Source organism: Streptomyces sp. NPDC002680 (assembly GCF_042889145.1).
GTDB classification, from domain to species: domain Bacteria; phylum Actinomycetota; class Actinomycetes; order Streptomycetales; family Streptomycetaceae; genus Streptomyces; species Streptomyces adonidis.
The window spans coordinates 234,224-257,000 of the sequence record NZ_JBIAQP010000019.1 but is presented as its reverse complement, the minus strand read 5'-3'; the positions used below and the strand labels follow the sequence as shown (position 1 = coordinate 257,000).

The 22,777-nt window shown below is 71.5% G+C and carries 15 protein-coding genes; 8 read left to right on the top strand and 7 right to left on the bottom strand.

Annotation, left to right across the window (positions count from 1 at the left end; translation table 11 throughout):
- Positions 1–28: 28 nt before the first annotated feature.
- On the bottom strand, positions 29–1,024 hold the full coding sequence (locus ACFYXF_RS40025; RefSeq protein ID WP_389356992.1) for a helix-turn-helix transcriptional regulator: 996 nt from the start codon (positions 1,022–1,024) through the stop codon (positions 29–31).
- A 433-nt stretch (positions 1,025–1,457) separates the two neighbouring features.
- Here ACFYXF_RS40025 and ACFYXF_RS40020 point away from each other — a divergent pair, with 433 nt between their 5' ends.
- Together ACFYXF_RS40020 and ACFYXF_RS40015 are read left to right on the top strand one after the other, a co-directional pair.
- Positions 1,458–3,902, top strand: coding sequence for a protein phosphatase 2C domain-containing protein (locus ACFYXF_RS40020; protein ID WP_389356990.1), 2,445 nt, complete (start codon positions 1,458–1,460; stop codon positions 3,900–3,902).
- A 315-nt stretch (positions 3,903–4,217) separates the two neighbouring features.
- On the top strand, positions 4,218–4,739 hold the full coding sequence (locus ACFYXF_RS40015; RefSeq protein ID WP_389356988.1) for an ATP-binding protein: 522 nt from the start codon (positions 4,218–4,220) through the stop codon (positions 4,737–4,739).
- A 47-nt stretch (positions 4,740–4,786) separates the two neighbouring features.
- Here ACFYXF_RS40015 and ACFYXF_RS40010 read toward each other — a convergent pair whose 3' ends face one another.
- Both ACFYXF_RS40010 and ACFYXF_RS40005 read right to left on the bottom strand, forming a co-directional pair.
- Positions 4,787–5,833 (bottom strand): DUF2637 domain-containing protein, encoded by a 1,047-nt coding sequence (locus ACFYXF_RS40010; protein WP_369030440.1) that lies wholly within the window; start codon positions 5,831–5,833, stop codon positions 4,787–4,789.
- A 353-nt stretch (positions 5,834–6,186) separates the two neighbouring features.
- Positions 6,187–7,029 (bottom strand): (2Fe-2S)-binding protein, encoded by an 843-nt coding sequence (locus ACFYXF_RS40005; RefSeq protein ID WP_389356985.1) that lies wholly within the window; start codon positions 7,027–7,029, stop codon positions 6,187–6,189.
- Positions 7,030–7,300: 271 nt separating this feature from the next.
- Between ACFYXF_RS40005 and ACFYXF_RS40000 the strand changes: the two genes are divergently transcribed.
- Entirely contained in the window at positions 7,301–8,161 is an 861-nt protein-coding gene (locus ACFYXF_RS40000; RefSeq protein ID WP_389356983.1) for a GntR family transcriptional regulator, read from the top strand.
- A gap of 99 nt (positions 8,162–8,260) precedes the next feature.
- Here ACFYXF_RS40000 and ACFYXF_RS39995 read toward each other — a convergent pair whose 3' ends face one another.
- Positions 8,261–9,034, bottom strand: coding sequence for a hypothetical protein (locus ACFYXF_RS39995; RefSeq protein WP_389356981.1), 774 nt, complete (start codon positions 9,032–9,034; stop codon positions 8,261–8,263).
- 228 nt (positions 9,035–9,262) lie between these two features.
- Positions 9,263–10,942 (bottom strand): PucR family transcriptional regulator, encoded by a 1,680-nt coding sequence (locus tag ACFYXF_RS39990; protein WP_389356979.1) that lies wholly within the window; start codon positions 10,940–10,942, stop codon positions 9,263–9,265.
- 261 nt (positions 10,943–11,203) lie between these two features.
- Between ACFYXF_RS39990 and ACFYXF_RS39985 the strand changes: the two genes are divergently transcribed.
- The 5 genes from ACFYXF_RS39985 (at position 11,204) to ACFYXF_RS39965 (ending at position 17,972) form a co-directional block, all read left to right on the top strand.
- Complete coding sequence (locus ACFYXF_RS39985) at positions 11,204–12,094, top strand: FAD binding domain-containing protein (protein WP_389356977.1); 891 nt, start codon at positions 11,204–11,206, stop codon at positions 12,092–12,094.
- Complete coding sequence (locus ACFYXF_RS39980; RefSeq protein ID WP_389356975.1) at positions 12,094–12,681, top strand: (2Fe-2S)-binding protein; 588 nt, start codon at positions 12,094–12,096, stop codon at positions 12,679–12,681. Before ACFYXF_RS39985 ends, ACFYXF_RS39980 begins: the two co-directional genes overlap by 1 nt.
- A gap of 1 nt (position 12,682) precedes the next feature.
- On the top strand, positions 12,683–15,082 hold the full coding sequence (locus ACFYXF_RS39975) for a xanthine dehydrogenase family protein molybdopterin-binding subunit (RefSeq protein WP_389356973.1): 2,400 nt from the start codon (positions 12,683–12,685) through the stop codon (positions 15,080–15,082).
- 255 nt (positions 15,083–15,337) lie between these two features.
- Positions 15,338–16,774: an NCS2 family permease gene (locus tag ACFYXF_RS39970; RefSeq protein ID WP_389356971.1), complete on the top strand. Its 1,437-nt coding sequence runs from the start codon at positions 15,338–15,340 to the stop codon at positions 16,772–16,774.
- A 46-nt stretch (positions 16,775–16,820) separates the two neighbouring features.
- Entirely contained in the window at positions 16,821–17,972 is a 1,152-nt protein-coding gene (locus ACFYXF_RS39965; protein WP_389356969.1) for an XdhC family protein, read from the top strand.
- A 10-nt stretch (positions 17,973–17,982) separates the two neighbouring features.
- Here ACFYXF_RS39965 and eccCb read toward each other — a convergent pair whose 3' ends face one another.
- Together eccCb and ACFYXF_RS39955 are read right to left on the bottom strand one after the other, a co-directional pair.
- Complete coding sequence (gene eccCb, locus ACFYXF_RS39960) at positions 17,983–22,275, bottom strand: type VII secretion protein EccCb (RefSeq protein ID WP_389356967.1); 4,293 nt, start codon at positions 22,273–22,275, stop codon at positions 17,983–17,985.
- Positions 22,238–22,741, bottom strand: a complete 504-nt coding sequence (locus tag ACFYXF_RS39955; protein WP_389356965.1) for a hypothetical protein — start codon at positions 22,739–22,741, stop codon at positions 22,238–22,240. Before ACFYXF_RS39955 ends, eccCb begins: the two co-directional genes overlap by 38 nt.
- Positions 22,742–22,777 lie beyond the last annotated feature (36 nt).

Genomic DNA, 22,777 nt, shown 5'->3' with positions numbered 1-22,777 from the left:
GGGAGAGGAGGGAATCCCGGACGGGGGCTCAGGGGCGTCGGTCGCGGACGACCCAGCCCCGCTCGTACGCGTGCCAGCCCAGCTGCAGCCGGGTCGTCACACCCGTCAGCTCCATCAGCCGTTTCACCCGGCGCTGTACGGTCCGCAGCCCCAGGTCCAGCTGTTTGGCGACGCTCGCGTCGGTCAGCCCGGCCAGCAGCAGGGACAGGATCTCCAGGTCGGCGGGGTCGGGCTGGTCCGGCGTGCCCTCCGTGAACCCGTCGTCCGCCGCGCCGAGGCGCAGGGGGAGCGCGTCCCGCCACACCGATTCGAACAGGCCAGACAACAGTTCGAGCAGCCCGCTGGCGTGGACGACGAGCGCGGCGGGCTCCGCCGTACGGGAGGTGAGGGGGACGAGGGCGAGTGAGCGGTCGGCGATCACCAGCTTGGTCGGTACCTGCTCGACGACCCGTACCCGCTCGCCCCGGTTCAGCGCGGCGGTCAGTTCGGTGACGCCGGCGGGCAGGTCCAGCACCGACCGTTCGACGACCACGCGGTAGTCGACGCCGCGGTCGGCGGCCTGCTCCTCCGCGTGGTTCTCGGGGCCGGTGACGGCCACCGGATTCCCGGTGACCAGCGCGCACACCTCGTCGCTCGCACCCAGCTGGAGCTGGAGGAACCGCCGCGAGACCGCCGCCGCCCCCGTCACCACCTCGACCAGGTCGTGCACGGCGGGTTCGGCGGCCTGCGCCCGGTACTCCTCGGCGAGCAGCGCGGCGGCCAGCTCCGCCTTCTCCAGCTCGTGCCGCTGCTGGGTGAGCAGGGCGCCCAGCGCGACGCCGGGCGGCGCGGCGACCCAGCGGCCGGGGCGCGCCGACGACTGGGCGGCGAGCCCGTGCCGCTCCAGCCGGCGCAGGGCACGCTCGGTGACGTACTCGCCGAGAGACAGCCGTCGTGCCAGATCCGGCACATCGGCGGCGCCCACGGCCACCAGGGCCCGGTACGCCGACTCGTGCGCCTCGTCCAGACCTATCGCCGCAAGCACCGGGCGCCGCCCTCCCAAAGGTCGTCCGTGGCGGGAACCGGCCACGACGCAAACCCGCCTCGGTACATCATCGCCGTAGCACCCTTCCCTCTGCCAAGGTGTCGCCACCGCGAACCACAGCGGAACCCAAGGAAGACCGGTCACACTCGGGTCGGAGCGGACCGGCGTGCACGGCAGTTCGACGTACGACGCGCGCTGTACGACCCTCGCAGGCCTGGAACTCGTGGGGCCTGCGGGGACTCGTGGGTCAGGTCACCCCGGCGTCGCCGGGCGGTTCTCCCGTGGGGGGTGGGGCCGCCCGGCGACTTGTTTCGTACGGCCGTTCGTCGTGTCATCCGACACGCCGTCGAACACGCCGTTCGCGACGGAACGCCGGGTCGGATTTTCCGGATGCCCCGTTTTCATCCGGCCCGTGCGGTGGACAATTGGGGGCATGAGCCAGCAGGGGGAGAGGTCCACCGGTCACGAGGACGACTGGTGGGGGCAGCTGTACGACGACTCCACCGAGGACACCGGGCCCACGGCCGCGGGCGACTCCCTGGACGACCGGTTCGCCTCGGCGGCGGGCACGGTCGACGCGACTCCGGGGCGGGACGGGGATGTCCCGGAGGAGTCCTCGGCCTACGGGTCGGGGTACGGGTCCGGGTACGAGGACGACGCGGTGTTCGGGCGCGAGACCGTGTCGGGGGATGCCTTCGGTGCCTCTGGTGCTTCCGGTGCCTTCGAGGAGTGGGACGACTTGGCGGCGGAGGCCTTGCCACCGCTGCCGTCGCGGCCCGTACCGCCTCCGGCTCCGGTCTCGCTTCCGCCGCAGCGTGGCGGGGTCCCGTACGGGATGTGGAACGCCCCGCGCGGCAACGGCCCCGCACGGCCCCGCGCCCCCTGGGAGCCACCACCCGCCATGCCCCCGGGCCCGGCGACCTTCCCGCCCGGCCCCAAACCCCCGGGCTTCCGGGACCGCACACAGCCGCCCGCACGCGGCGCCGAGGGGCCGGAGCGCGAGAGCGCCTGGGAGACAGGCGCCGGCATCAGGAACGCCGCCGATCCCGAGGGTGCGGTGCGGGACGCCCCGCCAGGTCCGCAGCAGCCCGCGTCCGACGCCGGGGGACCGGCCCGGGAGGCAGGCGCCGACCTCCGGGACGCTGCGGACGCCGCAGGTGCGGTGTGGGACGCCCCGCCAGGTCCGCAGCAGCCCGCGTCCGACACCGAGGGACCGGCCCGCGAGACAGGCGCCGACCTCCGGGACGCCACGGACGCCGCAGGTGCCGTGTGGGACGCCCCGCCGCGTCCGCAGTCTTCCGCGCCTGACGCCGAGGGACCGGCCCGCGAGGCAGGCGCCGACCTCCGGGACGCTACGGACGCCGTGGGTGCCGTATGGGAGACCCCGCCACGTCCGCAGTCGTCCGTGCCCGGCGCCGAGGGGCCGATCCGTGGGGGCGCCCGGGAGACAGGCGCCGGCAGCGCGGATACCGCGGATGGCGTGTGGGACGCCCCGTCACGTCCGCTGCCGCTCGCGCCCGGTGCCGAGGGGTCGCGCAGCGAGAGTGCCCAGGAGGCGGGCGCTGACCGCTCGGACGCCGTGGACGCCGTGTGGGACGCCCCGCCGCGTCCGTCCGCCGAGACCGGCCCCGTATCCGCGTCCGCTCGGGAGGACTCTTCGGACAGGCGGCCCGCCTCGGGGCCACCGCCCCACTCCGGCTGGGCCGCGTCGAAGGGCGAACCCCGGCGCGATCCCGTCCAGGACAGTCCCCCGGCCGACTCCTCCCTCCTCCGGGGCCCGGTCCTCCGTACCCCCACCCGTCGGGACATTCCGGCCATCCCGCCCGAGCCGCCGAACGCCCAGGAACAGTCGCAGAGCCCCGGAACACCCGAGCCCGCTGCCTCCGCGATCGCCACCGACGGGCCGCCCACCAGCGTCGACCACGTCGGCTCCGGTCCCCCCACCTACGCCCCCGAGCCCACCGCCCTCCCGCCCGCCGACCCCGACGACCTGGGGGACCTCGTCGCGGACACCGTGCTCGACGGGGCGCAGTACGGTGCCAGCACGCTGCGGGCCGTCTCCCTGCGCGGGGACTCCGCGCGCTTCCGGGGCGAGCCCCGCCGCGACTCCCTCCTCACCGCCCGCTTCGGAGCGGGCGACCACGCGCTCGTCCTCATCGCCATGGCGACCGGCGCCCGTGCCACGCCCGGCGCGCACCGGGCCGCCGCCGAGGCGTGCCAGTGGATCGGGCGTGCGGTGGGGCGCAGCCATGTGCGGCTCGCCGAGGACATCCGGGCCGCCCGGCGCGGCGACCTCAAGTCGGGGCTGCACCGGCTCACCGACCGCAGTCTCGGCAAGCTCCGGGCGAGCGCCGCCGAGCAGGGCATCGAGCCCGAGGAGTACACCGCGGGCCTGCGCTGTCTGCTGCTCCCCGCCGACCCCGACTGCCGTACGCGCGTCTTCTTCGGCGTCGGCGCGGGCGGACTGTTCCGGCTCCGGGACGGCGAGTGGCAGGACATCGAACCCCGGGTCGCCGAGATCCCGGCCGGTGAGCCCGTCGTCGGGTTCGGTTCGCTGCCCCACGAGACCCCGGACGGGGACCGGCTCACCATGGACCTCGGGATCACGACACCGCCGAGCCCGTACGAGCCCGCCCCCGAACCGCCCCGCGAACCCTTCCGGTTCCGGGCCTCCGTCGCTCACCCGGGAGACACGCTCCTGCTGTGCACCGGCGGCCTCGCCGAACCGTTGCGCGGCGAGCCCGAGCTGTGCGAGTACCTCACGGGGCGCTGGTCCGGCCCCACCCCGCCCGGCCTCGCCGCGTTCCTCGCGGACACCCAGGTACGGGTCAAGGGGTACGCGGACGATCGTACGGCCGCCGCGGTCTGGGAGGCGTGACAGGGGCTGCCGAAGGAAGTGGCCTACGGCTGGATCGGCAGCCCCCGCTGGACAGTTGGGGCGGTCCGTCGCCGCCACGCGCCCGGCCCCGGACTGGACGGGCGCGTGAACTGCCGCAGCGTCCGCTCCACATGCCTCTCCAGCAGCGCCCGGTGGGCGCGGTCGACGTCCTGATCCGGCCAGGAACCGTCCAACCATCCCCGTACATCCGGTCGTTGACGATTCGACATGACTGCCGTGTTCAGGTCGGGGGCATGGATCCCGTGAACGCGTTCGATCAGGAGGGGACAGTACACCGGCGTCCGGGCGGGGGTCATGGAGAGGCAGGCACGAGGGGGCGGTCCCGTAACCATCGGGGCCTTCTCGACGAAGGCGGAGGAAGACACCGACAAGGGCAGCGACAACGACACAGACCACGGCATCCGCGACGGCGATGGCGTGAACCGGGGGGAGGCGTCGCAATTGAGGCGCAGGCTGGGCTGTTCGGATCTGAGAGAGGTACCGGAGGCCCGCAGGGCCATGCGCGAGCTGCTGCGGCACTGGGGATGGCCGGGCAGCTCGGAGATAGCGGAACTGCTGACCAGCGAACTGGTCACCAACGCACTGGTCCACACCGACCGCGACGCGGTGCTGACGGCCACCGTCTCGCCGCACGGATTACGCGTGGAGGTACGGGACTTCGTCGGACGCAGGCCGAGGCTGCGCGTACCGGACGCCGACGACGGTACGCATGGCAGAGGTCTGGTTCTGGTGGAGTCCCTCGCCGACGCGTGGGGAGTCAGGGCGCACGGCGTGGGCAAGGCGGTGTGGTTCGAACTGAACGGGGGCGCGGCCTGAATCGGCCGCGCCCCCGTGTCGGTCGCGCTCAGAACGTGCGGTAGTGCTCAGCCGTACTGCTTCTCGAGGTCCCGGAGCTTGCGCTCCAGGGAGTCCAGGCGGGGCAGGGCCATCGTGTCGTCCTCCGCCGTGAGGTCGACCGTGATCGAGTCACTGCTGCCACGAACGGGCTGGAGGGAGGGACGGGCGCGCAAGGGCAGCTGCTCCGCGGAGGATATGGCAGGCTCCGAGGTGACCTGGGCGGGCGCCCGCTCCACCTCGACCTGCTGGTGGCCACCGCCGCCGCCACCGCCGCCGAACGGGCCGCGGTGGCCCCGGCTGATCGCCTTGAGGTGCGCGCGCTCGGCCCGCTCCTGCTCCCGGCGGCGCAGCCGCGCCTGCTCCTTCTGGCGCCGGTCCTCACGCACCTCGTCGACCGCCTCGTCCAGGCTGCGCACGCCCTCAAGGAGCATCAGCGACCAGGCCTTGTACGTCTCACGGGGCGCCCGCGCCCAGCGGACCATACGGATCTGCGGCAGCGGACGCGGCACCAGACCCTGCTCGCGCAGGGCGGCCCGGCGGGTCTGCTTCAGCGCGCGGTCGAAGAGCACCGCGGCGGACAGGGACATGCCGGCGAAGAACTGCGGGGCACCCGCGTTGTCGAGACCCCGGGGCGCGTGCACCCAGTTGAACCAGGCGGCGGCGGCCGCGAACAGCCACACGAGTATCCGGGAGCCGAGCGCCGCGTCACCGTGGCTGGCCTCGCGCACCGCGAGCACGGAGCAGAACATCGCCGCTCCGTCCAGACCGAACGGGACGAGGTACTGCCAGCCGTCGGTGAGGTTCAGGTTCTGCTCGCCGAAGCCGACGAGGCCGTGGAAGGAGAGCGCCGCGGCGACCGCCGCACAGCAGAAGAGGAGTACGTAGGAAGCTGTGGCGAATATGGCTTCCTTGCGCCTGCGGCGCTCTTCGGTGCGCTCCCACGAGTCGTCCTGGCCGGCCTTCGCCCCGGAGGAGCGCTTGCCGCGCGCGAGCACCGCCACCGCCGCCAGCACGCCCAGGAGCAGTACGGCGCCCGGAAGCAGCCAGTTAAGCGATATGTCGGTCAATCTCATCTGGGGTCCCTTGCATTGGGATAGGGCGTAACGCCCGCCATAGTGGCCCAATCCCCTCAGCCCTCAGGGGGTTTCGGGGCAAGAGGCCGCCTAAGGAGGTGCAAGGGGATACTCAGGGCGACATTCTGCTCGAACTGCCGCTTGAGGGGCGGGAGTTGAGTTCGAATAAGACTACCCGTACGGGTGGTTCCACGGAAAGTTCCTGCGACAAGTGAGGAACTTGTGAAGTGGCTGTAACCGTAGGGAGACCTAATCGAACGTGATCTTACGGCGGGGATCTTACGACACGTCATGCGGGCCCGTGCGACAGGGGGGTACTCCTGACGGTTCCCCGGGGGCTCCCTGAGGGTTCCTCAACTCGCGGCGGCGGCCACGAGCTTGGCGACGCGTTCGCTCTCGCAGGTGCGCGGGCAGTTGTCGCACAGCTCGTCCGGGCGGATCGTGTAGAAGAAGCAGCAGCTGGCCCGGTCGCGGGTGGGCAGTGTCGCGCCGTCCGGTGTCGTCACCTCGCGGAAGCCCGCCGAGCCGACGAACGGCCTGGTCGAGCCCGGCAGCAGCAGCTCCAGCTCCCGCTGCGCGCGGTCCGCCTCGCCGACGACCTGTCCTATGTAGTGCAGGCCCTCCACGACGTCGTCGGTCACCACACCCCACAGGGCCCGGCCGCGCCGCCGCATCCGCGGCCCGAAACCGCCGAGCACGGGCTCCAGGTGCTCGGTGAGCGCCGTCCGCACCTCCCCGCGCAGCGCCTCCTCGTCGTCGACGACCCGGGCGCCGGGCAGCGCCGCCGCCGGGTCGTCGGGCAGGCAGGAAAAGGTGCCCGGACGGACACGGAAACGCCCGTCCACGCGGTGGTAGGAGACGTCCTCCACGGGCAGCCGGGGTACCCGGCGGTGCAGGAACCACGGCACGGTGATCAACAGGCAGGCGGTCCACGCGTACCGGTGCAGCCCGAAACTGGCCACGGCGTCCGGGCGGCCCGGCTCGCCGTAGTCCCGCACGACCTGCTCGTGGTCCCAGGCCAGGAAGGAGTCGAGGTCGCCGTCACCGGCCGCGAGCCCGGCGGCCCGGACCCAGCCGTCGCCGCGCGGATGCTCCTGCCCGGGGCCCAGCTCGATGACGGTCGCGTGCGAGTAGGCCTCGGCGAGCCGGTCGTACGAGTCCGCGACGGCGGACCGGGCCTGGACGGGAGCGGACATGTCGGGACCACCACATCTCGTTAGATCGTTAGATCGTTCGAAGACCGAAGACGAAGACCGAAGACGAAGATCAAAGGTAAGGCTTACCTTACCCATCATGCCCGTGATGTGATCCGGATTTAACACCGGATCCGGCCCTGAACCGAACCTGGACGCGAATCGGGATTTGAACTGACGGAATGTGCGCCTATGGTGCTTGACGGGCGAGTAACAACCCGCCGTAATGACCCCATGTGCCGTCAAGGTGCCATCTAGCCCGGAGGAGGCCCCCGTGCAGCACGCCGGCCCACAGGGCGCGCACGGCTCGCCCGAGACAGGGGTCCCGGCTTCACGCCCGGGTGCCGTACGCGTTCCACCGCAGCCCAGGGCCGCGGACGTGGACCGGGGGTGGCGTCAGGGGGCGAGCGCCCCGACGGCCCGTCCGGACGCGGGAGCCGGCGAGCCGGTCACCGCTGCCCGGGGCGAGCACACGCACAGTGAGCGGCCGATCCCGCTCCCTCGCACCGAGCAGGCGCGCCCCGTCGTCCAGCGTTCCTCCGTGCGCGGCCAGATCCTCGACGCACTGCGCACCGCGCTCGTCGGGGGCGAGCTGGCACCCGGGGAGGTGTACTCGGCCCCCGCGCTCGGCGACCGCTTCGGCGTCTCCGCGACGCCCGTCCGCGAGGCGATGCAGCAACTGGCCCTGGAGGGCGCCGTCGAGGTCGTCCCGAACCGTGGCTTCCGCGTCGTGGAACGCGGCGCCCGCGAGCTGGCCGAGCTGGCCGAGATCCGCGCCCTGATCGAACTCCCGGTGATGCTCCGACTGGCCCGTACGGTGCCGACGGAACGCTGGACGGAACTCCGCCCCCTGGCCGAGGCAACGGCCCGCGCGGCCTCCACCGGCTGCCGGGCCACCTACGCCGAAACCGACCGAGCCTTCCACCGAGCGGTCCTGTCCCTGACCGGCAACACCCAACTCGTCCAGATAGCGGAAGACCTCCACCGCCGAGCCCAGTGGCCCCTGGTGAGCGCGAAACCGGCAGCACTCATGGCAGACGCGGCGGACCACATGGCCCTGCTGGACGCACTGGCGGCAAGAGACGTGCAGTTGGTCCAGTCACTGACACGAGAACATATAACAGGCGCCCACTGAAGCGCCCTCAAGGGGCGCGGGGAACTGCGCGACAAGTCACAACGCACGCGCACCCGCCGAACAGCAGAACCACCCCACCCAGTTGGCGCACCCACCCAACTAGGCAGACGCCGCAGGCGGAGCCAACTGCCGCGCCAACCACGTAGGCACACCCCCGAGCAACCGAAACAACCGCCCAGCCTCCGCCCGCAACCGAGAAGCCTCCGGCTCGGACTCCGCATCGGCGAGCGAGGCCAACGCCGGCGCGGTCCCCACCAGATACCCCAACTCCTCCCGGATCCGCAGCGATTCACTGAACCCGTGCCGCGCCTCGGCCAACTCCCCGTCCCGCAGGGCGAGTCCGGCGAGATGGCGCCAGGTGAACGACAGCAGCAACGGATCCGCATGGGCCGTGGCCCCCGCATGGGCGCGCCGATACGCCGCCCGAGCCGCCTGCGGAGACCCCGCCAGGTTCTCCGCCAGCAACCCCCGCCGAAAGTCCAGCACCGCACGCCCGGAAGCCCCCGGCGGGATCAGCGCGGCGGCCCGCCCCAGCGCGGCCCGCGCCTCGTCGGCCCGGTCCCGTACGCCGAGCAGCGTCGACGCGTACGCCAACTGCCCCCGCTCGCACGCCGCCGCGCCCCGCTCGTCGTCGCTCTGGGCCAGCGCCTCCGCCGTACGGAGCGCGTCCTCGGCCTCTCCCCAGCCCTGCTCGGTGTAGAGGCACCGCTCCACCAGCAGCCCGGCCCGCTGGAGCGAGGCGTCGGCCGTGGTGGGTTCGAGCAGCGCCGCCGCGTCCGCCCAGCAGGCGCGTGAGCGCAGCCGCCATACCGCGGTCTGGAGAGGATCGTCACCAGAGGTCGTTCCGTAACCAGACATGGCGGTATGCGCCACGTTGCCCTCCCCGAGCACGCCATCGAGCTTGTTGAGTGGTGGCGGCATCTCAGCATGAATCCCGGCACCCGGCCAAGGGGGTAGGTGAAGGATTTCACAAAGTCGGGGAAGACTGTGCGCCCCGGTTGCCGCGCGGAGGGCTTCACCCGGCGCACGCCAGGACCGCACGCCCCGTACCCCAGGTACTGCCCCTGTCACCGGACCCGTCGCCGCGAAGCCGCCGCGGGCTCAGCTCATCCGCAGCGCCAGGAAGAAGTCCAGCTTGTCCTCCAGCCGTGACAGGTCACGCCCCGTCAACTGCTCGATCCGCCCCACCCGGTACCGCAGCGTGTTCACATGCAGATGCAGCCGGGTCGCGCAGCGCGTCCACGAGCCGTCGCACTCCAGGAACGCCTCCAGCGTCGGGATCAGCTCGGCCCGGTGGCGTCGGTCGTAGTCGCGCAGGGGGTCCAGGAGGCGGGCCGTGAAGGCGCGGCGGACGTCGTCCGGGACGAAGGGGAGGAGGAGGACGTGGGAGGCCAACTCCTGGTGGCCCGCCGCGCACACCCGGCCGGGGCGCGCCGCGGCCACCCGGCGCGCGTGCCGTGCCTCCTCCAGCGCCCCGCGCAGCCCCTCCGCCGAGTGCACGGCCGCGCTGACCCCGATCGTGAGCCGCCCGTCGTCGTCCAGACCCGCCGACAGCGGGTCCCGTACGGCGGCCAGCAGCTCCTCGGCGAGGATTCCCGTCTCCGAACCGTCGTGCTCCGACGACACCGCCGGCAGCGGTACGAGGGCGATCGCCTCGTCCCCCGTATGGGCCACGGCGATCCGGTCGGAGTGCTCCGGGCCCGTCAGCAGCGGGTCGACGAGGATTTCCTCCAGCAACGCCTGGGCCACCGGGCCGCCCTCGATCCCGGCGCCCGCCCAGTCCACGCGGGCCACGACGACCTGCCAGTGCGGGGCCGCGCCGAGGCCGGGCAGCAGCACCGGCGCGGCGACCCGCAGCCGGGCCGCGATCTCGGCGGGCGCGGCGCCCGTCTGCACCAGCTCCAGGACCTCCTGGGCGAGCCGCCGCCGTACCGTACGGGCCGTGTCGCGCCGGTCGCGTTCGACCGCGATCAGCTGCGTGACGCCCTGGAGCAGATCGAGCCGCTCCGCCGGCCAGTCCCCGGCGTCCGCCTCGACGGCGAGCAGCCAGTCGGAGAGAAGGGTTTCGCGTACGTCCCGGGAGGCGCCCTGCGTGGCCGTACGGCCGTTGCCGCGGACCGGGAACAGGGAGTACGTCGTGCCGCCCACCGCCACCCGGTGGGGTCCGCGCCGGCCGGTGCGGGCCGCCGTCAGCTGTTCGGCCGCCAGGGCCGCGCACACGTCGTGGGCCGGGGCGGGGCCCGAGACCTTCGAGCCCGCGATGAGACGTCCGGCGGGGGAGAGGACCCAGGCGCGCAGGTCGAGGTCCGAGCCGAGCAGGTCCAGGACCACGTCGGGGCCGCCGCCCGCCGGGCCCGAGGTCATCATCCGGCGGTGCCGGTCCACGACCGCCGCCAGATCTCCGGCACGCTCGCCGGACACCTGCCGTACGACGTGTTCGGTGATCGACGCGAACGCCACCGACTCGTGCACCGCGAACAGCGGCAGCCGGTGCCGGGCGCAGGCCGTGATCAGGTCGTCCGGGACGGCCCCCAGCTCGGCCTCACCGGCGGCCAGGGCCGCGACCCCGGCTCCCGCCACGAGCCGTACGAACGACTCGGAGTCCGCCGGTTCGCGTCGCCAGGCCAGGCCCGTGAGCACCAGCTCGCCGCCCGAGAGGTAGCGGCTGGGGTCCCTGAGGTCGGTGGTCATCACCCCGCGGACGGTGCGGTCCAGCTCGTCCTCGCCGCCGAGCAGCCTGAGGCCCAGCGCGTCGGTGTCCAGCAGTGCGCGCAGCCGCATTCTCGTCGCCGCCGTTCTGTTTGCGAGCCGCGCTTTTCCGCCTGCGCGGCGCTCACTGTTTCCGGGGAAAATCAGAGAGGTTACTGATGACCCCTGTTCATACGAATCTACAAGACGATCGCCCTGGCCAGCCAACTCCTTCATGGTTTCCGTGACTGACCCGGGCGGAGCACAGCGCTGTGTACTGATCTCATCCCCTGTGAACAGCACATGAACGAGCCATTGGCGCCACCTACGCGACAAAGAGGAAAAGAGCCGGTCATGGACTTCCTTCGCCCCGCCAGCTGGCAGGAGGCGCTCGCCGCGAAGGCCGAGCACCCCACCGCTGTGCCGATCGCGGGCGGCACCGACGTGATGGTCGAGATCAACTTCGACCACCGCCGGCCCGAGTACCTGCTCGACCTCACCCGTATCGGAGATCTGTACGAGTGGGACACCGAGGGTGACAGCGTGCGCCTGGGCGCCTCGGTCCCGTACACGAAGATCATGGAGCAGCTGCGCGGCGAGCTGCCGGGACTGGCCCTCGCCTCGCACACGGTCGCCTCCCCGCAGATCCGCAACCGTGGCGGCGTCGGCGGCAACCTCGGCACCGCCTCCCCGGCCGGTGACGCCCACCCGGCGCTCCTCGCCGCGGGCGCGCAGGTCGAGGCCGAGTCCGTACGGGGTACCCGGCTGATCCCGATCGACGACTTCTACACCGGCGTGAAGCGCAACGCGCTCGCGCCCGACGAGCTGATCCGCGCCGTCCGTATCAAGAAGGCGGACGGCCCCCAGCAGTATTCGAAGGTTGGCACTCGCAACGCCATGGTCATCGCGGTCTGCGCCTTCGGCCTCGCCCTGCACCCGTCGACGCGGACCGTTCGTACGGGCATCGGTTCGGCGGCGCCGACACCCGTCCGGGCGAAGGCCGCCGAGGAGTTCCTGAACGCGGCGCTCGACGAGGGCGGCTTCTGGGACAACGGGAAGATCATCACCCCGTCGGTCGCCAAGCAGTTCGCCGACCTGTGCGCCGCCGCCTGCAACCCCATCGACGACGTCCGGGGCACCGCGAGCTACCGCCGCCACGCGGTCGGCGTGATGGCCCGCCGCACGCTGACGTGGACCTGGGAGTCGTACCGCGGTAACGCGGCCCGCACGGAGGGAGTCGCCTGATGCGCGTCAATTTCACTGTCAACGGACGTCCGCAGGAAGCCGACGACGTGTGGGAGGGCGAGTCCCTGTTGTACGTCCTGCGGGAGCGGCTCGGCCTGCCGGGCTCCAAGAACGCCTGCGAGCAGGGCGAGTGCGGATCGTGCACCGTCCGCCTCGACGGCGTACCGGTGTGCTCGTGTCTCGTCGCGGCGGGACAGGCGGAGGGCCGCGAGGTCGTCACGGTCGAAGGGCTCGCCGACTACGCCAAACAGCGTACGGAGCACGGCAGTTGCGGAACGGGCGCCTGCGGTACGCCACTTGACGCGGCCAAGCGCTGGCAGCCCAAGGGCAGCACGGACTCCCAGACCGGCGAGGGCGTCGAACTCGCCCCGATCCAGCAGGCGTTCATCGACGCGGGCGCCGTCCAGTGCGGTTTCTGCACGCCCGGTCTGCTGGTCGCCGCCGACGAGATGCTGGAGCAGAACCCCAACCCGACCGACGCGGACATCCGCGAGGCACTGTCGGGCAACCTGTGCCGCTGCACGGGCTACGAGAAGATCATGGACGCGGTCCGGCTGGCCGCGGCCCGACAGGGAGAGGCGGTCTGACATGCCCGGCAAGAGCGCTCCCCTCGGGACGCCCACCAAGGTCACCCAGGGCTCCAAGACCAAGGGCGGCATCGGCGAGTCCACGCTCCGCCCGGACGGCACCCTCAAGGTCACCGGCGAGTTCGCGTACTCGTCCGACATGTGGCACGAGGACATGCTCTGGGGCCAGATCCTGCGCTCCACGGTCGCCCACGCCGAGATCGTCTCCATCGACACGGCCGAGGCCCTCGCCCTGCCCGGCGTCTACGCGATCATGACGTACGACGATCTGCCGACCGACGTGAAGAACTACGGCCTGGAGATCCAGGACACCCCGGTCCTCGCCCACGGCAGGGTCCGCCACCACGGCGAACCGGTCGCCATCGTCGCCGCCGACCACCCGGAGACCGCGCGCCGCGCCGCCGCGAAGATCAAGGTCGAGTACCGCGACCTGCCGGTCATCACCGACGAGGCCTCGGCCACGGCCCCGGACGCGATCCTCATCCACGAGAACCGCACCGACCACCACATCGGCCACGTCGATCACCCGAACATCGTCCACCGCCAGCCGATCGTCCGAGGCGACGTCGAAGCGGCTCGCGCCCGGGCCGACTTCATCGTCACCGGCGAGTACACCTTCGGCATGCAGGACCAGGCGTTCCTGGGCCCCGAGTCGGGCCTGGCCGTCCCCGCCGAAGACGGCGGAGTCGACCTCTACATCGCCACCCAGTGGCTGCACTCGGACCTGCGCCAGATCGCGCCCGTGCTGGGCCTGCCCGAGGACAAGGTCCGGATGACCCTGTCGGGCGTGGGCGGTGCCTTCGGCGGGCGCGAGGACCTGTCGATGCAGATTCACGCGTGCCTGTTGGCCCTGCGCACCGGCAAACCAGTGAAGATCGTCTACAACCGGTTCGAGTCCTTCTTCGGTCACGTCCACCGGCACCCCGCCAAGCTCACCTACGAGCACGGGGCTACCAAGGACGGCAAGTTGACCCACCTGAAGGCACGGATCGTGCTCGACGGCGGCGCGTACGCCTCCGCCTCCCCGGCGGTCGTCGGCAACGCGGCCTCGCTCGGCGCCGGCCCGTACGTCGTCGACGACGTCGACATCGACTGCATCGCCCTCTACACCAACAACCCGCCCTGCGGCGCGATGCGCGGCTTCGGCGCGGTCCAGGCGTGCTTCGCCTACGAGGCGCAGATGGACAAGCTCGCCGACGCGGTGGGCATGGACCGGGTCGAGTTCCGCCGCCTCAACGCGATGGAACAGGGGACCTTGTTGCCGACCGGGCAGGCCGTCGACTCTCCGGCCCCGGTCGCCGAACTCCTGCGCCGCGTCAAGGCGATGCCCCTGCCGCCGGAGCAGCAGTGGCTGGCGGCGGGCGAGGCGGCGGACGTACGGCAGCTGCCGGGCGGCCTCTCCAACACCACCCATGGCGAGGGTGTCGTCCGGGGCATCGGCTACGCGGTCGGCATCAAGAACGTCGGCTTCTCCGAGGGCTTCGACGACTACTCGACTGCCCGTGTCCGTATGGAGGTTGTCGGCGGCGAGCCGGTGGCCACCGTTCACACGGCGATGGCGGAGGTCGGCCAGGGCGGGGTCACCGTCCACGCCCAGATCGCTCGCACCGAGCTGGGCGTCACCCAGGTGACGATCCACCCGGCCGACACCCAGGTGGGCTCGGCGGGTTCGACGTCCGCCTCCCGCCAGACGTACGTGACCGGTGGCGCCGTGAAGAACTCGTGCGAGCTGGTGCGCGAGAAGGTCCTGGAGATGGGGCGCCGCAAGTTCGGCTCCTACCACCCGGCCTGGGCCACGGCGGAGCTGCTCCTGGAGGGCGGCAAGGTGGTGACGGACGCCGGCGAGGTCCTGGCCGACCTGGTGGACGTCCTGGGTGAGGAGTCCGTCGATGTCGAGGCGGAATGGCGGCACCGGCCGACGGAACCCTTCGACCTCCGTACAGGGCAGGGTTTCGGCCACGTCCAGTACTCGTTCGCCGCGCACCGGGCGGTCGTCGAGGTCGACACGGAACTGGGCCTGGTGAAGGTGATCGAGCTGGCCTGTGCGCAGGATGTCGGCAAGGCGCTGAATCCGCTGTCGGTGGTCGGGCAGATCCAGGGCGGTACGACGCAGGGGCTTGGTATCGCGGTGATGGAGGAGATCATCGTCGATCCGAAGACGGCGAAGGTACGGAATCCGTCCTTCACGGACTATCTGATCCCGACGATTCTTGACACCCCGACCATTCCGGTTGACGTCCTTGAACTGGCCGACGCGTATGCGCCTTACGGGTTGCGTGGCGTTGGCGAGGCGCCGACGTTGTCGTCGACTCCGGCTGTCCTGGCGGCGATTCGGAATGCGACCGGCTTGGAGCTGACGAAGACTCCGGTGCGGCCTGAGCACCTGACTGGTACGGCGTAGTCGGTTCGTTGTCGGGTGCGGGTCCGGTGGGGCTTCTCGCGCAGTTCCCCGCGCCCCTGAAAAGCAGGGGCTGCGCCCCCTGCTTTTCAGGCCCGCAGGGCCCGGTCTTTTGCTTTTAGGGGCGCGGGGAACTGCGCGACCAGCCCCCACCGGGCCCGCACCCGACAACGAACCCCACAAACACCCCACTCGTCTCGGGCCGTCCCCCGGGTCGTGCACCTTCCCAACCCCCTATGAACCTTGGGAGACCGCACCATGACCCAGCAGTCGGTACAGCCGAGGCCCATCGAGGCGCCCCCGCGCGCCCGAACCCCGCTCGACCGCTACTTCGACATAACCCACCGCAACTCCACCCTCGCCCGCGAGATCCGCGGCGGCATCACCACCTTCATGGCGATGGCGTACATCCTCCTCCTCAACCCCCTGATCCTCTCGGGCAAGGACGCCGCCGGAAACACCCTCGGCCAGCAGGCGCTGATCACCGCGACCGCCTTCGCCGCAGCCGTCACCACGCTTCTCATGGGCTTCGTCGGCAAGGCCCCCCTCGCCCTCGCCGCCGGACTGTCCGTCTCCGGCGTGCTGTCCTCGCAGGTGGCGCCCGCGATGACCTGGCCGCAGGCGATGGGCATGTGCGTGCTGTACGGCGTGGTCATCATGCTGCTGGTCGTCACCGGCCTGCGCGAGATGATCATGAACGCGATCCCGCTGGCCCTGAAGCACGCGATCACCATGGGCATCGGTCTGTTCGTCGCGCTGATCGGCCTGGTGAAGGCCGGCTTCGTGCACCAGGGCAGGGCGACCCCGCTCTCCCTCGGCCCGAACGGCGAACTCACGGGCTGGCCCGTGCTGTTGTTCGCCGCGACCCTCCTCCTCATCTTCATGCTCCAGGCGCGCGGCCTTCCCGGCGCGATCCTCATCGGCATCGTCAGCGGGACCGTCATCGCCGTCGTGCTCAACGCGGCCGGCGCGATCGACCCCAGGCAATGGGCCAGCGGGGCACCGGAGTTGCACGGTGGCGCGGTGTCGATGCCGGACTTCTCGCTGTTCGGGGACGTCGAGTTCGGCGGCTGGGGCGAGGTCGGCGCGATGACGGTCGGCATGATCGTGTTCACCCTCGTCCTCGCGGGCTTCTTCGACGCGATGGCGACGATCATCGGCGTGGGCACGGAGGCCGGGCTCGCCGACGAGAAGGGCCGGATGCCGGGGCTGTCCAAGGCGCTGTTCATCGACGGCGCGGGCGGGGCGATCGGCGGCGTCGCCGGCGCGTCGGGCCAGACGGTGTTCGTGGAGTCGGCGACTGGCGTCGGGGAGGGCGCGGGTACGGGACTGTCCTCCGTCGTCACCGGCCTGTTCTTCGCGGCCTGTCTGTTCTTCACCCCGCTGACGGCAATTGTGCCGGGGGAGGTCGCGGCGGCCGCCCTGGTGGTCATCGGCGCGATGATGATGTCGAACGCCCGGCACATCGACTGGGCCGACCGCGCCACCGCCGTCCCGGTCTTCCTGACCGTCGTGATCATGCCGTTCACGTACTCGATCACGGCGGGCGTGGCGGCCGGCGTGATCTCGTACGTCGCGATCAAGGTCGCGCAGGGCCGGGCGCGCGAGATCGGCGCCTTCATGTGGGCCCTGACAGGCATCTTCTTCGTCTATTTCGCCCTCAGTCCTATTGAGAACTGGCTGGGCGTCCACTAGGCACCACCGCATACGCGATACGCACACTGTCGATGAGGAGACCGAGATGCTGGACATCGCCGAAGAACTGCACCGGTGGGTCGAGCAGGGACGCGACTTCGCCGTGGCCACCGTGGTGGCCGTGGGCGGCAGCGCGCCCCGCCAGCCGGGTGCCGCCCTCGCGGTGGACACCGACGGCACGGCGATCGGCTCGGTCTCCGGCGGCTGTGTGGAGGGCGCGGTGTACGAACTGTGCCAACAGGCCCTGGAGGATGGGGAGTCGGTCCTCGAACGCTTCGGCTACAGCGACGCGGACGCGTTCGCGGTGGGTCTGACGTGCGGCGGGATCATCGACATCCTCGTGACGCCGGTACGGGCGTCGGATCCCGTCCGTGAGGTGCTCGCGTCGGCTCTGGCCGCCGCCGTGGGCGGGGAGGCGGCGGCTGTGGCACGGATCGTCTCCGGCCCGGCGGAACTGCTGGGCCGCGCCCTGCTCGTCGCCCCGGACGGCTCGTACGAGGGCGGCTTCGGCGCCCACCCCGAGCTGGACCGGACGGTCGCGGCCGAGGCGCGCGCCCACCTCGACGCGGGCCGCACCGGCACCCTGGAGATCGGCGAGCAGGGCTCTCGCTGCGGAGCGCCGATCGTGGTGCTGGTCGAGTCGTCGGTGCCGCCGCCCCGGATGATCGTGTTCGGCGCGATCGACTTCGCGTCGGCGCTGGTCCGCATCGGCAAGTTCCTCGGCTACCACGTGACGGTGTGCGACGCCCGCCCGGTCTTCGCGACGCCCGCCCGCTTCCCCGACGCGGACGAGATCGTCGTCGAGTGGCCGCACCGGTACCTGGAACGGACGGCGGTGGACGCCCGTACGGTCCTGTGCGTCCTCACCCACGACGCCAAGTTCGACGTACCCCTGCTCCAACTCGCCCTGCGCCTGCCGGTGGCGTACGTCGGCGCGATGGGCTCCCGCCGGACCCACCTGGACCGGAACGAGCGGCTGCGCGAAGTCGGCGTGACAGAGCTGGAGTTGGCGCGGCTGCGGTCCCCGATCGGGCTGGACCTGGGCGCTCGTACGCCCGAGGAGACGGCGTTGTCCATCGCTTCGGAGATCGTCGCCAACAGGCGGGGCGGGAGCGGGGTTTCGCTGACCGGGGCGCATACGCCGATCCATCACGACGGGACGTCGTCGGCGGTGGGGCGGATCGGGGTGGTGGCCTGACCTCGGTCGCTCAGTCCGACTTCGGATCCGTGTAGGCGAGTTGGACACCGTGGGTCGACTTGCGGGTCACCAGCGTGCCGCGTCCGGGCGGCTGGTGACTCGGTTTGACGGTGCCCAGGAGGAAGCCCTCGGTGGGGTCGCCGGAGAGCAGGAGCCCCTGTGCGCCCAGCTCCTTCAAGCGCGTCACGAAGGGTTCGTACTGGGACCTCGACGCCCCGCCCGAGCTGCGCGCCAGCACGATGTGCAGGCCCAGGTCGCGGGCGAAGGGCAAGTAGTCCATCAGCGGGGCGAGGGGGTTGCCGCTGCTGGAGGAGACCAGGTCGTAGTCGTCGACCAGCAGATACACGTCCTTGCCCTGGTACCAGCTGCGGGCACGCAGCTGCTCGGCGGTCACATCGGGGCCGGGCATCCGGGCCTCCAGGACGGTGGCCAGCTCCTTGACGACCTCGGCGGTCGGCGGACCCGAAGGGCAGTACGCCAGCAGATGCTCCTGGGGCACCTCCCCGAGCAGCGAGCGACGGTAGTCGACCACGAGCAGCTGCGCCTTGTCGGACGGGACCCGGGCGCAGAGTTGACCTACCAGCAGCCGCAGAAACGAACTCTTGCCCGACTCGGGCTCGCCGTAGACGAGGAAGAAGGGGTCGTTGGAGAAGTCGAGGAACACCGGGGCGAGGCTGGTGTCGTCGATGCCGATGGGGAGGGCGCGGCCGGGGGACTCGGCAGGGCCGGGGAGTTCATCAAGGGCGACCAGGGACGGGAGTGTGCGTACGGGGGGAGCTGAGGGCCCTGACCAGCTGTCGGCCACGTTTGCGACCTGACGGGCCGTCGCGTCGCCGGCGGACTCGTCTTCGGTCTTCCAGCCCGGCAGAGCCGTGAGGAAGTGCAGCTTGTCACGGGACAGGCCGCGGCCCGGGACTCCCAGCGGGACGTTGGCCGCCTGCCGCCGGTCGATCTCGGACTCCGTCGGATCGCCGAGCCGCAGTTCGACCCTGCCGAGCAGATGATCACGCGTCGACAGACGGATCTCCGCGTAGCGGACGGCACTGATCAGCAGATGCACGCCGTGGTGCAGGCCACGGGCGGCGATGTCCGCGACGACGGGTTCGAGTTCCTCGTAGACCGTTCGCACCGTCGTCCAGCCGTCGATGACGAGGAAGACATCGCCCCAGGGCTGGTCGGGCCAATCGCCCTCGGCGCGGCGCCGGCGGTACACATCCATGGACTCGATGCCATGGGCGCGGAAGAATTCCTCGCGCTCCGCGAGGACCCTCGCCACATCGGCGACCGTACGCCGGACCCGGTCCGCTTCCAGCCGGGAGGTGACGCCACCGACATGGGGCAGTCCGGCCAGCGGCGCCAGTTGTCCGCCGCCGAAGTCGAGACAGTAGAACTGCACTTCGAGGGGCGTGTGGGTGAGGGCGAGCGAGGTGATGAGAGTGGCCACCGCGGTCGACTTGCCGGACTGCGGCCCGCCGACGACGAGAGTGTGCCCCTCGATCCCGGAGAGATCCAGCATGAGCACACTTCTGCGCTGGAGGAACGGCTCGTCGACCAGTGCGAAGGGGACCCCCTTCAGAGGATGGAGCGAGGCCTGTGGAGCCGGTGTCCTGGACAGCAGCTGTTCCGCCGAGAGCGACTTGCCCAGCGGCGGCAGCCAGACCCGACGTACGTCCGGCTCCGTGTCCGCCAGTTGGCCGACGACGGAGTCCAGCAGCGACGCGTAGTTGTCGGTCCCGTCCGCGCCCGGCAGGGGGGCGGACACGTACGCGGCCTTGAAACGGATCAGTGTGTCCGTCGTGTCGGCCTTGAGGAATCCGGCGCCCGGGTCCGGCGGCAGATGGTAGGCGTCGGGGTAGCCGAGCACGGCACGGGACTCGGAGGCCGAGAAGGTGCGCAGGCCGATGCGGTACGAGAGGTACGTCTCCAGTCCGCGCAGCCTGCCTTGCTCCAGGCGCTGCGAGGCCAGCAGCATGTGTACGCCGAGGGCCCGGCCGACGCGGCCGATCTGTACGAGCAGATCGATGAGGTCCGGGTGCGCAGAGAGGAGTTCGGAGAACTCGTCGATCACCAGCACCAGCGTCGGCAGGGGGTCGAGGTCTCCCCGGGAGGCGCGGGCCTTCTGGTACTCATGGACGCTCGGCATACCGCCCGCGCTCCGCAACAGGGCCTGACGCCGACTCAGTTCACCGCTGATCGTCTCGCTCAGCCGCCCCACGAGCAGCGGATCGCCCTCCAGGCCCGTGACGAGCCCGGCGACATGCGGCAGGTCCGCGAGCGGTGCGAAGGTCGCGCTGCCCTTGAAGTCGGCCAGCACGAAAGCCACTTCCTCCGCCGAGTGGCGAACGGCCAGCCCCAGCACGATCGAGCGCAGCAGTTCGGACTTGCCGGAACCGGTCGCGCCCACGCACAGGCCGTGCGGGCCCATCCCGTGGTGTGCGCTCTCCTTGAGGTCGAGGGACACCGGCTGACCGTCCTCGCCGAGCCCGATCGGCACCCTCAGCCGGTCCCCGGAGGTGCGGCGGATGCGCAGTGCGGGCAGATTCGGCGAAGCCGGGTCCTCCACGCCCAACAAGCCGGTGATGACGGTCCCTTGGCGGCCGACGGGGTACTTGACCGGCGCACCGGTGTCCTCCCGGGTCCGCAGTGCCGCCCAGCCTGCCCGTACCGAGTCCGCCGTGTCCGTCAACGACTCCAGTGGCGCCACCGGGCCCACCCCGTCGTCGAAGCGCGGCACCGCCACCCGGAACCGCCGGCGCCGGGACAGCGCCCAGCCGACCGCGACCCCCGAAGCCAGCGCGGGGTCGAAGAAGGACTCCTCCGGGTCGTCCAGGGCGAGTTCGAGCCGGGTACCGAGCAGCCCGCGCAGATCCGTGGTGAAGTCGCTCCAGCGGCGAGCCGTGACCAGGAGATGGACGCCGTAGTTCAGGCCGGTGTTGGCCAGTTTCTGGACCCTGTCCGCGAACTCCGGGTGCTCATAGGTGAAGTCGAGCCAGCCGTCCACGACGAGGAAGACGTCGCTCGCCGCCCCCGCCTCGATCCGGTCGGTCGTGCGCAGCGCGCGGAACGCCTCGATGGAATCGATGTCGAGGTCCCGGAACAGGGTGCGCCGGGTGGAGATCACGGCCTTGACCGCCGTCAGGGCGCCCTCGACCGCGCTGTGCTCGTGCGGCGCCGCGAACGTCCGTACGTGCGGCAGCGAACGCAGCACCCCGAGCCGGTTTACCGCGCCCTCCAGCAGGTAGAACTCCGCCTCGTGCGGGGTGTGGGTCAGCGCCAGCGACATGATCATGGAGCGCAACAGGGTGGTCTTGCCGCTGCCCAGCTTGCCCACGACCGCCGCGTTCCCGTCCCGGCCGGCGAAGTCGACGCACAGCGGATCGCCTCCGGTGCTGTGCTCCAGCCGCCCGACGGGCACGAGCAGCCGGGACGAGCCCTCCCACGCGTCGCAGATGAATCCCCGGTCGACGGTCTCCACGGGCGGCGGCAGCAGCGAGCCGAGGGTGAGTTCCTCGGCCATCGCGGCCCGGGCGGCGGGACCGGCGGACGCGTCGATCCAGGGCGCGTAGGCGAGGGCCACGTTTCCCTCGCACTGGCCCGACTTGGTGGGCGTCTGCTCGGGCCCCGCCTGGTTGATCACCGTGTCGTGGACGTATGTGTACAGCTCCTCCGGGGTGATCACCCCGTCCCGGTTCTGGTCGGCGAGGCCACTGCTCAGGCCCTCGATCACGGCCGCTGTGAACCGCGGGGCCGACGTGGGGTTGTCGATCGTCAGATGCTCGCCGTCGTACGCGTACTCCAGGGCCGTCGACGCCGTGATGACGAACGTGCCGCGCCCGGCGAGTGCCGTCCTCACGTCCACGGACGGGGGTGACATGGGCGTGCCCCGGTGGAAGAGCCCGCTGTAGCAGCAGTCCAGCAGCACGATCTTGGCGCGGGCCTCGCACTCGTCGAGGAGCTGGTGCAGCAGCGCGGCCGGGATGGCGGTGGTGTGCGGGCGCTGCAACCGTGTGCTGAGCGTGGCGAAGAACAGCCGGTCGGCGTCGTTGCGGATGCCGTGACAGGCGAGGTAGAGCAGGACGAGATCGTCGGGGTCGCGGTTGCTGAGCGCCTCCTCGATCGCGGACTCGATCTCGTCCTTGGGCCTGTTCAGCAGTTCGAGCACCTCGTCGAAGCGGCCGATCGACCGGTCCTCCAGCAGGAGCTTCAGCTCAGTGGCACCCCGGGCCGGCGCCCGCAGCCGGTTGAGCCCGGGATCCTGGTAGCCGTCAGTCGCGACGAGCAGTGCGATCCGGCGTCCCGCCATCGCCAACTCCCGGATCGCTGGTGGTGTTCGGGCCGATGACCGGGGCGGTGCCCGGGTCGTTCGTGGTGCCGGTCAGGGCGGCGGTGCCCGCCCCGATCCGCGCGGTCACCGCCTCGACCAGCGCCTGTTGGTCCTTGGCGGACAGGGCGCCGAACGACCCCTTCTGGCCGTCGATCTCCCACTCCACCGACCGCGCCTTCGAACGTTGCACGAAGGCGACGACGACATTGCTCACGGCCTTGAGCGCGGCGGCGGAGAAGGCGCCGCTGACCACCAGCACCGCGAGGTCGTGCCCCACTCCGGCCATCGACTCGGCGGGTGCGGCGACGGTCTTGCGTTCGACCCGGAGAAGCCCGAGGGTCCGCAGATCGCCGTACAGACTGCGGACCTGACGGTCGGTCCGCTCCGCGGTGGCTCCCGGGCCGGAGTCGATCCGTAGCTCCAGCCGCACGTTCTCCTCGGGCACGTTCTCCCCTTCCCCCGACCGGCGGTGCTACCGGCA

Excerpts from the sequence above, each read along its gene's own strand:
- ACFYXF_RS40020 (WP_389356990.1), top strand. The coding sequence starts at position 1,458 with ATGAGCCAGCAGGGGGAGAGGTCCACCGGTCACGAGGACGACTGGTGG.
- ACFYXF_RS40015 (WP_389356988.1), top strand. The coding sequence starts at position 4,218 with ATGGAGAGGCAGGCACGAGGGGGCGGTCCCGTAACCATCGGGGCCTTC.
- ACFYXF_RS40010 (WP_369030440.1), bottom strand. The coding sequence starts at position 5,833 with ATGAGATTGACCGACATATCGCTTAACTGGCTGCTTCCGGGCGCCGTA.
- ACFYXF_RS40005 (WP_389356985.1), bottom strand. The coding sequence starts at position 7,029 with ATGTCCGCTCCCGTCCAGGCCCGGTCCGCCGTCGCGGACTCGTACGAC.
- ACFYXF_RS39990 (WP_389356979.1), bottom strand. The coding sequence starts at position 10,942 with ATGCGGCTGCGCGCACTGCTGGACACCGACGCGCTGGGCCTCAGGCTG.
- ACFYXF_RS39985 (WP_389356977.1), top strand. The coding sequence starts at position 11,204 with ATGGACTTCCTTCGCCCCGCCAGCTGGCAGGAGGCGCTCGCCGCGAAG.
- ACFYXF_RS39980 (WP_389356975.1), top strand. The coding sequence starts at position 12,094 with ATGCGCGTCAATTTCACTGTCAACGGACGTCCGCAGGAAGCCGACGAC.
- ACFYXF_RS39975 (WP_389356973.1), top strand. The coding sequence starts at position 12,683 with ATGCCCGGCAAGAGCGCTCCCCTCGGGACGCCCACCAAGGTCACCCAG.
- ACFYXF_RS39970 (WP_389356971.1), top strand. The coding sequence starts at position 15,338 with ATGACCCAGCAGTCGGTACAGCCGAGGCCCATCGAGGCGCCCCCGCGC.
- ACFYXF_RS39965 (WP_389356969.1), top strand. The coding sequence starts at position 16,821 with ATGCTGGACATCGCCGAAGAACTGCACCGGTGGGTCGAGCAGGGACGC.
- eccCb (WP_389356967.1), bottom strand. The coding sequence starts at position 22,275 with ATGGCGGGACGCCGGATCGCACTGCTCGTCGCGACTGACGGCTACCAG.